Origin of the sequence: Victivallis sp. (genome assembly GCF_048170485.1) — a bacterium.
Taxonomy (GTDB): Bacteria; Verrucomicrobiota; Lentisphaeria; order Victivallales; family Victivallaceae; genus Victivallis.
Genome location: NZ_DBEXAY010000132.1, coordinates 1 through 16,043, shown reverse-complemented (window position 1 = coordinate 16,043; position 16,043 = coordinate 1). Strand labels below are relative to the sequence as shown.

Annotated in this window: 7 protein-coding genes; 3 read left to right on the top strand and 4 right to left on the bottom strand. The window is 61.5% G+C overall.

Going from position 1 to position 16,043, the window contains the following annotated elements:
- Positions 1-216: 216 nt before the first annotated feature.
- From ACMLHG_RS07155 to ACMLHG_RS07145, 3 genes are read left to right on the top strand one after another with little or no spacing between them, the layout of a single operon-like run.
- Complete coding sequence (locus ACMLHG_RS07155) at positions 217-1,017, top strand: hypothetical protein (RefSeq protein WP_417170049.1); 801 nt, start codon at positions 217-219, stop codon at positions 1,015-1,017.
- Positions 1,018-1,025: 8 nt separating this feature from the next.
- Positions 1,026-4,805: a sugar-binding protein gene (locus ACMLHG_RS07150; protein WP_417170048.1), complete on the top strand. Its 3,780-nt coding sequence runs from the start codon at positions 1,026-1,028 to the stop codon at positions 4,803-4,805.
- Between the two features lie 22 nt (positions 4,806-4,827).
- Positions 4,828-6,354: a hypothetical protein gene (locus tag ACMLHG_RS07145; protein WP_417170047.1), complete on the top strand. Its 1,527-nt coding sequence runs from the start codon at positions 4,828-4,830 to the stop codon at positions 6,352-6,354.
- A 91-nt stretch (positions 6,355-6,445) separates the two neighbouring features.
- Here ACMLHG_RS07145 and ACMLHG_RS07140 read toward each other — a convergent pair whose 3' ends face one another.
- The 4 genes from ACMLHG_RS07140 to ACMLHG_RS07125 form a co-directional block, all read right to left on the bottom strand.
- Positions 6,446-10,360, bottom strand: coding sequence for a glycosyl hydrolase (locus ACMLHG_RS07140; protein WP_417170046.1), 3,915 nt, complete (start codon positions 10,358-10,360; stop codon positions 6,446-6,448).
- Positions 10,361-10,705: 345 nt separating this feature from the next.
- On the bottom strand, positions 10,706-13,993 hold the full coding sequence (locus tag ACMLHG_RS07135) for a hypothetical protein (protein ID WP_295811377.1): 3,288 nt from the start codon (positions 13,991-13,993) through the stop codon (positions 10,706-10,708).
- A 31-nt stretch (positions 13,994-14,024) separates the two neighbouring features.
- Complete coding sequence (locus tag ACMLHG_RS07130) at positions 14,025-14,717, bottom strand: type II secretion system protein (protein WP_417170045.1); 693 nt, start codon at positions 14,715-14,717, stop codon at positions 14,025-14,027.
- Positions 14,714-15,934: a hypothetical protein gene (locus ACMLHG_RS07125; protein WP_417170044.1), complete on the bottom strand. Its 1,221-nt coding sequence runs from the start codon at positions 15,932-15,934 to the stop codon at positions 14,714-14,716. Before ACMLHG_RS07125 ends, ACMLHG_RS07130 begins: the two co-directional genes overlap by 4 nt.
- Positions 15,935-16,043 lie beyond the last annotated feature (109 nt).

The following is a 16,043-nucleotide window of genomic DNA, read 5'->3' as shown; positions in this document are numbered from 1 at the left end:
ACAGAGATACAATAAGTTTTGATTTTAGCAAAAAACGACACCTATGGTTACATGGGTAAGGGGAATTACGCTTCGAATATAAGAAAAACTGGAAAAAAGTTACAAAAGTGGCTTGACAAAACCTAACATGGAAGGAGGTTCGAAGACCCGATTTGACATCCTCCGGGGCATTTCGTCTCACCCCGGGAAACCCCTGTTGCACGAAAGGAATCAAACATGAAGATCAATCTGGTAAAACACATTCTCACGGCCGCCGTCTCGCTCTCCTTCGGCGCAGCCGCCGCCACGGTGGACTCCCCGTGGTGCACGATCAACTCCCCCGATCAGATCGCGCCGGACAGCGTGATCGAAGTGGAAATCACTCTGAAAAACGACGCTCCGGCGGGCTTGAAAGTCGGCGGCGATTTGCATTTCGCCAACGACAAGGGGGCCTATCTCGGATTCGCCGCCTGGGGCGGGAATCCCAAACCGCTGGAACCCGGCCAGAAAGCCACGTTCCGCTACCGCATTCCCAAACGGAAAGAGGGAGCCGACACAGTGTTCGCGCAGTTCTTTCTGACGCCTGCGACCTGGAAGGAGAAGGTCCGGGAGCACCGCAGCGCCCCCATCCGGCTTGGCTCGACCGCGCCGCAATCGGCGCCGGCAAAGGAGACGGCCACAGCGGCGCCGGCCGTCCGGAAAAAAGAGGGTTCCTGGTGCACCATTGAAACACCGGCCCAGGTGGCGAAGGACGGCACGTTCCACGTCAAACTCACGCTGAAAAAGGACATTCCGGCCGGAATGAAGGTCGGGGGCGACATCCACCTCAAGAACTCCGATACGGGGGCCTATGTGGGGTACGGTGCCTGGGGCGGAGCCACCAAACCCGCGACGCCCGGGGAGACGCTCACCTTCACCTACCGTGTTCCGGCGCTGAAGAGCGGAGCGAATGCCGTTTTCATTCATTACTACCTCTCTCCCTCGACCTGGCAGGAAAAAGTCAAGGATCAGCCGAGCGAGCTCATCGCCGTCAAATAGGTGTCTTCATGCGGAATATAACGATCGCGTTGTCATCCCTCCTGCTGCCGGTGCTGCTGCAGGCGGCGGTGGTGGAGACGGACTGGTGCAGGATTGAAGCGCCGGATTCGGTCAAGGTGCAGGAGAACTTTTCCGTCAAAGTCTTCCTGAAACAGGGGGCGCCCGCCGGGTTGAAGCTCGGCGGCGACATCCACCTGCTCAAACAGGACGGCACCTATCTCGGGTTCGGCGCCTGGGGAGGAGCGCCCCGGGACGCCGCGCCCGGCAGTGTGACGGAATTCCGGTACCGCATGCCTCCCATGAAGAATGGATCAGACACGGCGATCGTTCACTATTTCCTGACGAAAAGCAACTGGGCGGAACGGGTGAAGGACGTTCCCTCGCCGCGGATCAAAGTCGAAGGGGCCAATACGAAACGCCCGGCTTCCGCTTCGCTCAAGAAGAGTTGGATCACGACCGGCAGGGCGGAACGCGCCGACGGCAGGGAGCTTTCCACCTTTCCGCTGCGGGAAGGGGAGGAGTTTCTGCTCCCGGTCCGCTACTACGTCGATCCGTCGGACGACTGGGGCGGAACGGAGTTGACGATCCTCGGCGTCGGCCCCTGGATCGACTGTCCGGACGGCGTCTATTCGAAGCGCCAGCGCCACATGATGTATCCGCTCACGATCGCCCCGTTCCGCTGCCGGATCGGGGAAGAGGTGCAGGAGAAAATCAGAATCCGGGTGCCGAAACTGTTTTCCGCCCGTCCTCCGGAAGCGGGGGTGCTCGGCGACAGTCTGCTGCTGATTTTCCAGTTCCGCGGAAACGACGGGGAAAAATGGCCATGGCAGGTCCGTACGGAACTCGGGAATTTTCAGCGCAAAGAGAGTTTTTTCGACTTGAGCACCCCGATGCCGGGCAACCTCTTCCCCGGCTCGAAACCGGTCGAGATCGTCGTGACGCCCGGCTCGCTGGCAGAGAAATCGGGGGAATCGCGCGAACTGGTCTGGCAGGTTTTCCAGATCGACGGCCGCCGGGTCACCGCAGGGAAGCAATCCCTCTCCGCCGCCGCGGGGCCGCTGCACATTTTCCCGCAAATTCCGCCGGAAAAACGGGGCACCTTCCGCTTCCGTGCCGCAGTGGACGGCTGGGAGGCCAGAGAGACGACATTTGCCAGAATTCCGGACATCGAGGCGATGACAAAAGGTGCCGCCACGCCGTTCGGCGGCCAGAAATTTGCCGGGAATCCGGAGGCGGTCGCCGCCGCCCGGCTGCTCGGCCTGCGGTTCTGCCGCACCTGGGTGAAGTGGAGCGCGCTGCAGCCCGCGCCGGAGGTGTGGAACGACGCCTTTCTCCATGAATTGAAGGAATCGGTCGCACAGCTGAATGCGAACGGCATCCGTCCGTGGCTGGTGCTCTACGATCCGCCGGCCTGGGCGATCGACAATCCGGAAGGGTGGAGCGCCGGATTCTTTCCGTTCCCGTTCCGCGAGCGGCAGCTGGAAACCGTCGTCCGCCGGCTTGCCGAAACCTTCAAGGGAGAGGTGACCGGCTTCGAATGGCTGAACGAGATCTGCCCGGGCAAACTCAGCCGCAATCCGGTGGACGACTACCTCCGTTTCTGCCGGGTCGCGACGCAGACCGCCAAAGCGGTGGATCCGTCGTTCAAAATTCAGGCCGCGGGCGGATTGTGGCCCCGCTCCTTCCGGAAATCGCTGCTGGCCGCGGGACTCGCAAACCATTTCGACATTCTGCCCATTCACTATGGCGACGCCAATTCCGTGCAGCTGGCAACGGAGGATCTGAAGAACCACGGAGCAACTCTCCCGGTCATCGACAATGAAACCGGACGCGGTCTTTCCACCTGGGGTATGCCGCTGGAAACCGCCCTGAAAGACCGGAGTCAGAGTGACTACTTCTTCACCCGCTTCCCGGCGGAACTGCTCGCCGGCTGCCGAAGGATCGTGCTCTTCGGCGGCGAGCCGGATCCGGCCGGAAACTGGACCCTTTTCTGGGGAGACATGACTCCCCGCCCCTCCGCGGCGGCGCTGGCGGTTTTGATCTCCAGGCTCTGGAACGCCAGGCCGGTCGGGGAGTTCTCCCTCGGCCGCGGGGACTCGATCAAACTCTTTGAAGCCCCGGACAAACGGGCGGTTATGGTGGTCTCCACCGTCGAACGGGAGGGCGAGACCATCCAGCTGCCGGCGGGCGGAGGCGAACTCATCCTCACCGATCAGCAGGGCAACGAGCGCCGCCTGCCGGAAGCGGAGCGCCACACACTCGAACTGACCCCCTCCCCCTATCTTGTCGAAGGCGGAGAAATCGACGTGCTCAAGGCGCAGCTGATGGTGCGCCCCACCGCCGCGGGCAGCGGCGCTTCGAGCCGGAATTTTGTGCAGGGCCACACGGCGGAACTGCCGGTCACGATCACCAATCTCATCGACAGGCCGCTGAACTGCCGGATTGAACTTACAGGCATCCCGGGCAGGAGCGAGCCGATCGTCGTCACCGGTCTGGCTCCGGGCGAAACATTGCAGAAGAGTTTTCCGTTTCTGCCGGAGCGGAGCGGCAAATTCACCGCCATCCTCCGGGTGAACTTTCAGACGCCGGGATTTCCGGAGGTGAAGAAACGCGTCTCCATCACCGTCATTCAGCCGGACGCCGTCGGCAATCTGCTGAAAAATCCCGGGTTCGAACAGGCGCGGGGCGGGGAGGAAACCCTGCCGGCCTTCTGGTATCCGACGCCCGGCGACGCCGGGAAGCGTTTCCGGTTCCAGTCGCCGGATGAGCTGGGGCACGGGGAGTGGGTGTTCCGCTTTCAGGGGGTCGAAAAACAGTATGTTTCGATGTTCCAGAATCTGAAGGGCCCCTTCCTGCCGGGCAAATATCTCTACAGTTTCTGGATCAAGTCCGATTCGCTCCAGACCGGCAGCAACTACTCCGCCATCGCCCCGGACGGCCGGAGCATCCAGCGCCACTGGCTCCAGATTTTTCAGTCGCCGGTGACCCAGCCGCACTGGGAGCTCTTTTCGGCAGTGGTGGAGGTGCCGGAGAAGACCGAGAAGATCTCCTGCGTCCCCGTCTGCTTCGGTAGCGGCTGGTCGATGATCGACAACGCGATCTTCACCCTCTACGAAGGCACGGAGTATGTCGGATTCGCTCCACGGAGCCGTTCGATCACCATCGACGGGGAACTGAATGATTTCGACCGTTCCTCACCGGTGCCGCTGCTGGGGAAGAGCCAGCTGCGGACGGAGGCGGCCGGATACGATTGGAGTCCGCAGCGTTTCAGCGGCGTCGCCTACTTCAACTGGGACGCGCAGAATCTCTACGTCGGGGTCGAAGTGATCGACCGGGAACACACCCCCGGCCCCCGGGAGGCGGAGTGCGTCAAAGGCGACAGCGTCGAAATCGCGATTCATCCGCAGAACCGTCTGCCGGGCGAAGAGAGCAAGGCACTGCTCTTTCAGGTGAGTTCCGTCGCTCCGGGCGGGAGCGGGAGGCACACGATCTACCGCCCGGACCGTTACTGCGGCGGCTTGAAATCCGGCTCTCTGGCCAAAGACTCCTCCGTCTACGACATCTCCGTGCGGCGGCAGGGCAACAGAACCACCTATGAACTCGCCATGCCGTGGAGTGATCTCGGCGGAATTCGCGGTGAATTCGGCACGAAACTGGGCCTTTCGCTTGCGCTCAACGACGGGGACGGCACCCGCAAGCTGGCCTCGATGGTCTGGGGCGGCGGCTTGATTCCCGCCTGGAATCCCGCGTCGTTCGGCATGCTGGTTCTGGTGGAAAATCAACCGTAACTCCGGGGAGGAGAGAGACAAAATGTTCTATCAAAAAGAGCTGCGCTGGGCGGAAGAGGCGGAGGCGCTGAAACCAGAGCTGCACCATGAACCGATTTCGCCGGTCGCCGTGGTGGAGGCGGAGGAGGATCCCGCCGCATGGCAGGGGTGGAAGGTCCGGCGCGTCGCAGCGCCGGAAGAGGTGTTCGGCCGGGAGCTGCCGCGCTCCTGGGAATACACGTTTGATTTCGGCCGTTACTGCGTGGGATTTCCGGTATTTCACTTCGAATTCTCCGGACTCTTTGACGCGCCGTTCCGTCTGGAAGTCAAACTGGCGGAGGTCCCCTGCGAACTGGGCAGGGATTTCACCACCTACCGCGGCGATCTCGGCCGGGGCTGGTTACAGGAAGCGCTGGTGGTGGAAGACGCCGCCCCCGCCGCAATCCGCCTGCCGCGCCGGTACGCATTCCGTTACCTGAAACTGAAAGTCGTGGTCAACTCCACCTACAAGGTGGTTCTGCGCAGTGTTCAGTGCGACACGGTATCCGCCGCGGACTGGTCGCGCGTCCTGCCGCTTGGGGAAGCGTACGACCAGCTCGATCGATCGATCCGCCGTATTGGCCTGACGACGCTTGCCGCCTGCATGCAGGAGTGCTTCGAGGACGGCCCCAAGCGGGACCGCCGCCTCTGGCTGGGGGATCTGCGGCTTCAGGCGCTGGCGAACTACCATTCGTTCCGGAACTTTTCTCTGGTGAAGCGCTGTCTGCTGATGTTTGCGGCCTCCGCCAATGAGGAGGGGGAGATTCCCGGTTGTGTGTATCCGGGCTCGCCCCGGCCGCTGGCGGGGAACTACACCTTCGACTATTCGATTCTCTTCGGTGACATTCTGCTCGATTACGTGAACGCCTCCGGAGACGAAGCGGGCGGCCGCGAGCTCTTTCCGGTCGCCCGGCGCCAGAGTGAGATGGCGCTGCGCGAGGTGGAAAACGACTGTTTCCACTACCGGGGCGGCTACTGGCTGTTCGTCGACTGGCAGGAGAAACTCGACCGGGAATGTGCCGGGCACGGTATCGTGCTCTACTCGCTGATGCGGACTCTCGCACTGGCCCGGCGGCTCGGCCTGGAATCGGAAGTGGCGGACTATCCGGACCGGATCGAACGGATGCGGCGGGCCGGGTACGCCAAATGGTTTGATCGCGCCCGGGGCTGTTTCACCTCGGGAGCGGACCGGCAGATCTCCTGGGCCTCGCAGATCTGGGCGGCATTCGCCGAAATGCTGCCGAAGGCGGAGATGCAGGAGCTTCTGCGGCGGCTGCCTGCGGGGAAAGAGGCGGTTCCCCCGGGCGGCCCCTTCCTGTACAACCAGATGGTGCTGGTGCAGGAACGGTACGGCCTGCACCAGGAAGCCCACGCGCTGACCCGCGCCTTCTGGGGAAGGATGGTGGAGCTGGGGGCGGACACCTTCTGGGAGGTGTTCGACCCCGCGGACCCGATGCGCTCCCCCTACGGCGACCCGATCATCAACAGCTACTGCCACGCATGGAGCACGCCGGTCTTCTCCTTCCGCTGACCGGCAGGCAGGGGATACACGCCCCTGCCCTGCCGCCTTGCGTGGTCAAGCTGGATTCCGGCAAACGCCGCAGAAGGCGTTGGAGCGAAGATCACTTCCCGCCCTCTGCGGGAATCGGGATCACCGCAACGGCACGAAGCTGCACCGGGCCGAGGAGCCCGGAGGGGAGCGGGGCATCCTTGGCGGTCCACCCTTTCCAGTTTCCCCAGGTCAGGCGGCCGGATTCGGAGTGAGGTTTGTCTTCGAGGACCCACTTCGGCCACCGGCCACCGGCGACGGTTTCATCCTTCCACTCACGCTGTTCGTCGCCGATCAGGCGGTTGACCAGAAGGTTGGTGACCCGGATCGTCAGAGTGTTCCGACCGGGAGTCAGTCCCTCGGTGACATCGCACACGAAGGGGGGAGTCCAGAGCAGAGCGATTTTCCTGCCGTTGAGTTCAACCTCGGCGAGGTTGCGCACTTCGCCCAGGTCAAGCATGAGACGACGGTTCGCCGCCGGCAGGTCGGCCGGGAGTTCAAAATCCTTCGTATAGGTCGCAGTGCCGGAGAAGTATTTCACTCCGGGATCCTTGTGCTCGGTCCATGAGATCAGCCGGGGCAGCTCGACTGCGGGAGGTGCGCCGAGAGCCGGCGGAAACGCCAGATGCCATTCCGAATCGAGCTTGAGCGGAGCAGGCAGCGTGTTACAGGAAACGGAAAGCACTTTCCCGTCGGCACAGGTGACCTCAACCTTTCCGGGGCGTTCGAACCGGAGACCCGGCACGCCATTTCTCATCACCGCCCGGGCCGCCGGCAGTTCCGGTTGCAATGCGGTATTGATCGCAAACCGGGCATGTTCCCGCAGGACTTTGCGCTCCGCCGTACCGTTGTATTCGTACTCAAGAAGCAGTTCCTTGAAACGGTTCGGGGCCGGATCCACCCCGAATGTCCGATTGTCGACGACAAGCGAGATCCCGTCCGGATTGACCATGGAGCGGACTTTTTCCGTGACGTCGACTCCGCTCTGCCCGCCGCGGGCACGGTAGACGGCGCGGTTGATTTTCAGGTTGCGGTTGTTGCCGAAGCCGGGAACAAGTTTCACCCTCTGCCGCTCCCGGACGACCGTCGAACCGGGCCGGCCGTCGTTACGGTATTCGATGAAAAGTTCCTTGAACCGATTGGATGCGGGGTCTCCGCCGAGAAGAGCGTTCCCGACGTTGAAATCAAGTCCGGACGGGGTTTGAAGTTTGCGGACATACTCCGTCACATCGCGTCCCTCCTTTTCGCCCCGGGCACGGTAAATTGCTTTGACGATCTCCAGTTCCGGCAGCGCCTCCCCCTGACGGAGTGCGGTCAGAACCGGTTTTTCCTTCGAGGGAGTGAACACGACAAAGCGGGATTCCTGCGGATTGAGCACAAGCGGCACACAGATGCGGTTTCCTTCAATCCGCCAGACCGCGAACGGTTCGATCTCTCCCGAGAGCGGATCCCACGATTCCGGCCGCTTCCCCGCGCCGACCCGGAACGAAAGATCGCCGTTGCAGACCAGATCGCTGTCGTTGTTCAGGAAATAGATTTCGACCTCCCCCACCCTGCGGTGCAGCACGTTGAGACCGCCGGGGACCCGGTAGTCGGGAGCGATGTCAGCCAGTCTCATGATTTCCGCCGGGTCGTTGTGGACGATCAGCCGGCCGCGCTCCACGTTGCGCACGGACCGGAGAACCGGCTTCTCCCCCCAGAGCCGGGCAGTCATGGCGGCATATTCCGCCTCGGCCGCTCTTCCGTCGGAGAGTGTGGGCGACCCCTGAGGCGGCAGACCGGCGACGGTGGCGCCGGCCTTGAGGAGCTCCTGCACCTTTTTCAAAGTCGCCAGCGAAAGATTGCGGTCGTTTCCGAGGCTGAGCACGGCATAAGATGCCCCCGACGGCGCTACCAGCCGGCCGTCCACACACTTCAGATTCTCCATGAGATCATCCCGGCTGCAGAGGTCGATGCTGTACCCGTCCGGGGCCGCGGCAGTGCCGTTGGGGCGGCTCTCGCCGGCAAGGACCAGCAGATCGGCGACCTTCCGCCCCTGCTGAAGCAGATATTGCGCCCGGGCGATGTATTCGGTCCAGCCGCCGCCGTATTTCCACCAGGTGTTGTTGCGGTTCAGATGGGCGCCATGCCGGCCGAGCGAGATGCCCGGCCGGACGTTCAGCAGCGGCTGATGCACGAAACTGTGCATGATCAGCATCGAAATTCCGCCGGCCCACGCGCGGTCGCCATACACCTTGAGCTGGTGTGGATCCTGCTGCCAGCGCCCCGGCATCGCCTCGGTGGTGAACGCTTCGGCCCCGACCCGCGAACGACCGTGAAAGTTGGCGACGGAACTTTGAAGAAGCCCTGGTTTCCAGGTCCAGCCGATCCAGAACTCCCCGGTCGGAATGTCCGCATTCCGGGCGCAGCGCAGGCTGTCAAAGGGGCCGCCGTAGCTTTCCGTAATCGCAATCAACCCGTTTTTGTGGCAGAGTTCCGTGAAATAATCGTAGTAGTTTTCGGCAAAAAGGTCCGAAACCGTCCGTTGAAAATCGTAGAGGAACCGGGCGGATTCCGCCGGAGTGCCGACCACGTAGCCGAGGGCCGCGGGCAGATAGGGCATCAGGTCGTAGCCCCGCCGCCGCCGGAACTCTTCGGCGAACTCTTTCGTCCAGTTCTGTCCGCCGACCTCATAACTGTCGATCGTCGCGTATTTGAGAACGCCGGTCTCCCTGACATCTTCAAGCAGAATCTTCATCATGTGGGGCCAGTGGGCGTCAAGGCCGCGTTTCGAAAGTTTGTCGCACTCCAGCCCCCGCAGAGACGAGGGCGCATTATACGCTCCGGTGGTGGTGTGGCCGATCCGCAGGATCGTCCAGTTGCCGGCGGGGGCGTCCCAGTCGAGGGATCCATCCGCTTTCAACCGGGTTCCGAGACGGAGCAGCTTCTCCGGATCGATACCGGGGACATTGGCATATCCTTTCGAGGGGGGCATATAGGCGAACGAATTCGTCGACGAATTTCTGCTCCCGATATCGGCGATCATCGGAATCGACAACAGACGGATCTCCTCCACCCTGACGTCGGCGGCCCGGAGCCAGACGGCGAAGGGGCGGTGCTGGAAGGTGAAGCGGAAATACTTCGCCTTGACCGGCTTGTCTCCGAGCGAAATCAGTTTGGGATCCCCCTTGTCGTTGTGAATTCGCCGGGTCAGGTCGCCCACCTTTCTGAAGTTCCGGCCGTCATCGGAAACCGAAACTTCCACATGGAAATAGAGAGGGCCGGCTCCCAGCCTGATTTCGGCGAACCGGGCTTCGTACGGCTCCGGGAACTGGAACGTGACCGCGCCCCGGTCCCCTTTTTCCGCCGTGGGGAAATTCACGAATGTTTCACGTTTTCCATCCACCACCGCCGCGGGATCGGCCGGTTCAAAGTCGAAGGAGATCTTCGGCGGCGGCATCGGCGTGCCGGAGGGGAATGCGTAAACTTCGATGTCGCGATAGTAGTTGTGCCGTGTTTCCGGCTGGGCAAGTTTGATCGGTCCCTTCACCGGGCCGGTCACGTCGAGCGCAGTGGCCACCAGATACTGCATCGAATCGGCCGGTTTGATCCACGGGCCGCCCGAACTCGACCAGCCGGGGCAGTTGTGGACGCCGAGCTGCAGCCCCAGTCGTTTTGCCTCGGCGGCGGCGTGCTTGAACAGCTGTCGCCAGGCCGGCGTCATGATCTGCGGCCAGTTGCCCGGCGGCATACTGCTCATGGAAGGAGCGAAGATATGGGCGGCGCCGTAGCCGATCTCTTTCATCGACTCGAGGTCCGCGGTGATTCCCTGCCGGGTGACAAAGAGGCTCGACCAATGCCACCAGGTTTCCGCCCGCGCCTGCGGAGGAGGCGAAGCAAATCCCTGTCGCAGACGGGCGGTCTCATCCGCCGCCGTCGGGCTCGCGGTCATGCCGGACAGCACCGCAAGCACCACCATTCCGGAACATAAGAAGATTTTCCTTTCCATACCATCTCCTTTCTGGAACACATGTGCTGTTTTCCTGTATCCGGTGTATATTATACCATAAAACAGCGATGTGCCCAATGGGACATTGTTCCGGAAGCCTTTAATTTTATTCAAAAATCGGTATGGAATCCATCATATCTCCAACCCGGATGCGATGGATTCCCGGGAGGAACAGCGGGTTGGGAAACCATTCTTCCCGCCGTTCCTCCTTCAATTTGCATGCATCAATGCGGCGATTCAAGCTGTGAATTTGTCCGGAGCTTGCGGCCGGTTGTGCGTTGGGCCCCCCCTTGCAATGCCCGCGCCCCATTTTCGCCCCGCTGACGCTCGAGAGCTCTTCCTGTCTCACCGGGTCAGATGCCAGCCCAGCACTCCGCCCGGAAAAGCGGCGTTGTCGGCCGGGAACGAAAACACCCCCGCCTTCCTCTCTCCCGCCACCGTCCCGACCGGCGCCCCGTCCGCGTTGAGCGCCGTCACCCGGAACGGTGCTGTGGAGCGAATTCCAATCCGTGCAGTCGCCCGACGCAGCAACAGCGGCCGGTCGCCGGGGTCGAGAATCATCCGTTTCGACTCATCGGTGCTGCGCTGACCGGAGTTGGAGAGATCGGAGAGCTGAAAGATCAGAAGCGAACAGCTCTCTTCGAGCGGCCGTCCATCCAGCGACATCGCCGCGATTGTCTGGAATACCGAGGCCGCTTCCACCCGGAGCGCCCCGGCTTCCGCGGTTCCTTCCGGCAGCGTGATCGAAGCGATACGCGGCGTATTCACGCAGAACAGCGTCCGGCCGGAATCGAGCAGGATCTCGCCAGTGGAACTCTCGGCGACGCCCTCTTTTTGCAGTTTGCGGAACCGTCTCCGCGTTTCTCCATCGGCACAGTTTCCGGGGTTTTTGGCCTCCGTTGCGGGCACCGGAATCTCGCCGGGACGAAGTTCGCGCGCCCCCTCGACCGCCGAAGCGATCGCGCTGATCAATCCCAGTTTGGAGAACTCTTCCGGACGAGTATTCCCGTTCTCCTGCTCGAAAAGTTTCGGAGAAACCTGATAGACAAACGTTTCCTTCGAACGTTTCACATTTCCGGTGCGGAACATCATCATCGCGATCCGGTCGGCGGCCTGCGCCATCGGATCTCCGGCGATGTCGAAACCGAACGCCCCGAGCTTCTGATAGATTGCGCGGGCGCCGTGCGCCCAGGCGAAACGATAAAGCCCATCCCACCCCTGCAACGAGGCGTAAGCGCCCATCAACGGACCGGCCTCGGAACGGAACCGGTTGGGACTGCAGAAGTTGAACTCGGTCACAATGTACGGGTTCCCCGCGACTCGCGATGCCATGATCCGGCGCGGCACTTCCGCGAAACGGGCGATGGAGGATCTCTGTCCGACCGCGACCGGCGGAGTGAACGCTTTCCCGAGGTAACTGGGGTGATCGTGATAGATGTGGTTGTCCACAAGTGAAAACATGTTCCGGTGCAGCGTCAAAGCCACCTCGTCGTCGACATTGACGCTGGTGATCAGCGGCCGGATGTGCAACTCATCCTTCAGGAACGCGAGCTGCTTTGCCAGACAGGTCCGGTGCAGTTCGGTGATGAATTCCTGATAACGGGGGTTGTACATGGTCGGAACGCTCTCCGGAAGATTGCGGCCGGCAAGCCATTTGTGAAAGAGTTCCGCACACTTCTTTTCTATTCCGGCATCCCCGGCCCACTGAATCCGGCGGAAGATCGAATCCTCGTTGACCATGTTCACACACCAGACGGCCGGCTCCTCGCCCCAGGTGAGACCGGTATAGGGATTGCGATGATTCATCCAGCGACGGGCGAACTCCTTCCAGTTTTCCAGCGCGGCATCATCCAGCAGGAAAAGGACCTTCGCCACCTTCGCCGGAATCGAGCTGCGGCCGTCAATCCGATCCCCGGCACGGAGGGTCCGGCTGCAGTAAATATCGGTGGTGAGATAGATGCCGCGCGCCTTCATCACGGCGACCAGCCGGTCCAGCCGGTCCAGTTTCGCCGGATCGAAGGTCAGACTGTCGGAAGCGTTCCGGTTGAGCAGTTCATTGTCGTGATGGTGAATCCGGACGCTGTTGTACCCGCAGTACGCGAGGTAGTCGGCAAGTTCCGTCAGCGCCTTGTCATCGAGAAAACTCGCATTGAAACATAGATTTACACCGTAAAAGCGAATCCGTTTCTCCGGAGCGTTTTCAAACATCAGTCTGCCGTCCGGCGCAACCCGGACCGCGCCGTACTTCCCGGCCGGAGCATCGTTCAGGAACGAGAAGTCGAATGCCCCGCCCCGAACCGGCTCCCGGCGGAAATCGAGCGGTACCCACTCTTTTCCTGCCCGCGTCACATACTCCGGCTTCCGGACGGCGCCGAACCGGATCGGCCGGTCCGAAAGCGTCACCGCCGGAATCATCCAGACGCCGCCGTTGCTTTTCATGCGAAGCGTCAGTTTCACAGCACCGGGTCTCGGCAGCGGGAAACTGGATGCGTACAATCCGATTTCCGTATCTCCGCCGGGGGCCTTCTCCTGCCAGATCACCTCTGCATTCCGGTCGCGGAAGGGCCCCCACCAGTTGCCGCAGTCCTGCCGGGCAACGACCGGCACCGACGCTTGCGATCCATCCGGATATCGGGCGACAATCTCCCCCTGCAGTTCTCCCGCAGCGGGAGTCCAGGCGGAAGCGTGGAGCAGGTTGACCGTGTTCATCTCGTTCTCCGGCAACGGAATTTCGACCGTATCCCGACCGGGAAGCCGGGCGGAGCCGAAGAGCACAATCGTGCCTTTTCCGTCATTTTGAGCCGGGTCGATGATCTCGAACGCCACCGCGCCGCTGCGGATCCAGCCGGGCCGGATTGTGTGCAGATCCTGCTGCGGCCCCTGATCGGTCCAGCCGCCCTTGCCGTCCCCGGCAATCTCATCCGCAAAGCCGGCGTTCACGGCCCCCCGGAGATCGACCGGCACAATCCGCGCCTCCAGAAGTTCCAGTTCAAGCCGGAGCCCGGCGCTCTTCAGCTTCCCCTTGGAGGGAACGGTCAGGAACCGGCATTCGATCTCCGCGCAATCCTCCTTGCGATTGTCCTGAATCAAAAACCCGAAAGCGCCATCCGGGGAGGTCACCTTCAGTTCCCGGCCGCCGGCAAGCGGAATGCGCACCTCCCTCACCTGTTGCGGCGACAGCAGAATCTGACGCACTTTGCGTCCGGGAATCGAAAAGGCTCTCCCGTCGACCGTCACACTCTTCCCCGGTGGAAACGACAGCGAACCATGCAGAGATTTCACCTCGACCGGCACCGGAAATCCGGCCCGGAATTCCAGTTGGAAACGGTTCTCCCCGACCGGTCGGATCGTCTCCGTGACATCGGCGGCGATCTTGTCGATAGTCATCCTGGCCCGTACCGTCACGCCGTCCGGAGAAACCGCGCTCTCCCGGCCGCCCCACCAGGAGTTCTGGACCGGCGCCCAGGTCCGGGAATAGCCGCGGATCATGAACACCGCGTCTTCAATCCGGAAACTGCCGTCTTCGGCAAAACGGACCGCCTCCGGCAATACCGGCGTCTGCGCCGTCGCAAGCACGGCGAACATGGATATGACGGCAACCGCAGCCTTGTATAGAAGAAACTGTCTGATCATTCTGAAATCCTTTCGATCGTTTTACATCGTATCACTTGCGCCACAGACTTTCACCATACGTCCGCCGGGTGTTCCACCAGATATCGCTGAGCACGTGTCCATCCAGAATCAGGAAGTTGCTCCGGCCGCCGTGCACCTGGTTGTAATTGACCCGGTTTTCGACGTTGTCGAAGGTATTTTCCTTGAGGTTCCAGCAGGACTGGCTGCCCTGCGCATTGGAGGGGGTATGATTCTCGCCGAGCAGAATATAGCGGGAGGAACGCCGGATCTGCGAGGTTTTGAAGCTGGTGCCGTTCACCGAAATCTCCTGATTGTTGCAACCGTAACTGCGGGGATACTGCGCGGAATCACCCGGCCAGCTGCGGCCCGCTTCGGCACAGAAATACTGCTTCGAGCCACGGCCGGAATGTTCGGCCGTGGTCAGCGCGGAGGCGAGCTGCTCTTCGGCGGTGAGATGCCGGCCGTCATACCCGGCGCCGAGCAGATCATCCCAGGTGACATTCTTTCGCGTACCGGAGGCGGCGGCAAGCCCCGGCGGAAGAAAATCGCCGCTGTCGCCGGTGTATTGCAGAAACGCCAGTCCCAGCTGCTTGAGATTGTTCATGCAGTTGCTCCGGCGCGCGGCCGCACGCGCCTGGTTCAGGGCAGGAAGCAGCATCGCCGCCAGAACTGCGATGATGGCGATTACGATCAGCAATTCGATTAAAGTAAAAATCCTTCTCATAAACTTCCACCTTTCCTGTTGGATATCGAAGACGGAACAAGTCCGGGAAACAGCGACACCCCTTGCAGCAACTGAATCGTTCCGCCGCAACTGCAATGCGGAAAGTCGACGGCACTCAACAGCCGAACAATCCGGCAGGCCGCCTCCGGAGACGGCGCCTCCTTTCCGTAGAAGAGCGTCGTCAGAAGATTTCCGATTCCGCGCAGGATCCCGGCGGCGATCTGATACTCCTGCGGAAGTGTTACATGCCGATAAGATTGGCCGCCCTCGGCCGCCGGAGCGACCAGCAGACGCCGCGGACAATCGCGCCAGTCGCACATCCGCGCATTGAGCCGGGCAGGATCGGCTTCCCCCCGGGCGAGCAGGATCTCAAGCTCCCTCCGGGTAAGACGGCAGATCTCCCGTGAAATTTCACGCAACGTTCCGGCCGCCTCGGGGAACGCATTGCACTCCAGCAGGACCGCGACCGAAAGCTGGAACTGAGAGAGCGAGATATCCCACCAGCCTCCGTCATCGCGCATTTCCAGGGTTTTCGCAATCGCCTCCGGCAGGAGCGCGGCGGCAACGGCAATCCGCTCCGATTCTCCGGTCGCAACTCCGGCGGCGGCGTGAAACATCGGCAGTCGCAATGCTTCGTGGGGCGCGCATCCTCTGCGCATCAGCGAGACCATGGCCGGCCCTCCGTCGAAGCGGCCGAGATTGAAGTCATTCTCCGCGGTGACGTTTTCCAGACAGTAATCGGAGATGTTCCGGAGGATCTCCGCCGCACACCGACGATCCACCGCCGACGGCATGGAGCAGAACGCCCGCCACGCCCCGAAAACCGCCAGCGTGAACTGATCGCGCGAAGAGTTCGGATAACAGAGATTTCCGGCAAACGGCGAGAATCCCCGCGCCACAAATCCGGGCCTGCCGTGACGCATAACCAGCGATTCCAGACCGATCAGCACCCGCGACGCCAGTTCGGATTCACCGCATCGGATCGCAGCATCGAGCATCGCTCCGGCATGCAGCGGGCAATCCTCCATGCCGCTCCCTCTGCCGCAGGGATCCGGGTCTTCGGCGGCAATCTCCTCCGGCTTCGGCAGATGATCGAAACGGTGCTCAAAGGAGTCACCGGTCGTGTAGTCGTAAAATAAATTGAGAGAAGGCAGGAAAAAGGTCCTGACAACCTCCCTCCCCCACTCCGGGAACCGGCAACACGTTCCATTATCCATAAAACAATCCTTTTCGTTCTATTACAAAATATCGTTTTAGCACTTGATTTTCAATACAATTTACAGTACAATATAATATAAAAAAAAAGCAATATATCTGGAAAATAAC

What these genes read in the sequence shown, in the direction of transcription:
- ACMLHG_RS07155 (WP_417170049.1), top strand. Translation starts at nt 217, where the DNA reads ATGAAGATCAATCTGGTAAAACACATTCTCACGGCCGCCGTCTCGCTC.
- ACMLHG_RS07140 (WP_417170046.1), bottom strand. Translation starts at nt 10,360, where the DNA reads ATGGAAAGGAAAATCTTCTTATGTTCCGGAATGGTGGTGCTTGCGGTG.
- ACMLHG_RS07130 (WP_417170045.1), bottom strand. Translation starts at nt 14,717, where the DNA reads ATGAGAAGGATTTTTACTTTAATCGAATTGCTGATCGTAATCGCCATC.
- ACMLHG_RS07135 (WP_295811377.1), bottom strand. Translation starts at nt 13,993, where the DNA reads ATGATCAGACAGTTTCTTCTATACAAGGCTGCGGTTGCCGTCATATCC.
- ACMLHG_RS07145 (WP_417170047.1), top strand. Translation starts at nt 4,828, where the DNA reads ATGTTCTATCAAAAAGAGCTGCGCTGGGCGGAAGAGGCGGAGGCGCTG.
- ACMLHG_RS07150 (WP_417170048.1), top strand. Translation starts at nt 1,026, where the DNA reads ATGCGGAATATAACGATCGCGTTGTCATCCCTCCTGCTGCCGGTGCTG.
- ACMLHG_RS07125 (WP_417170044.1), bottom strand. Translation starts at nt 15,934, where the DNA reads ATGGATAATGGAACGTGTTGCCGGTTCCCGGAGTGGGGGAGGGAGGTT.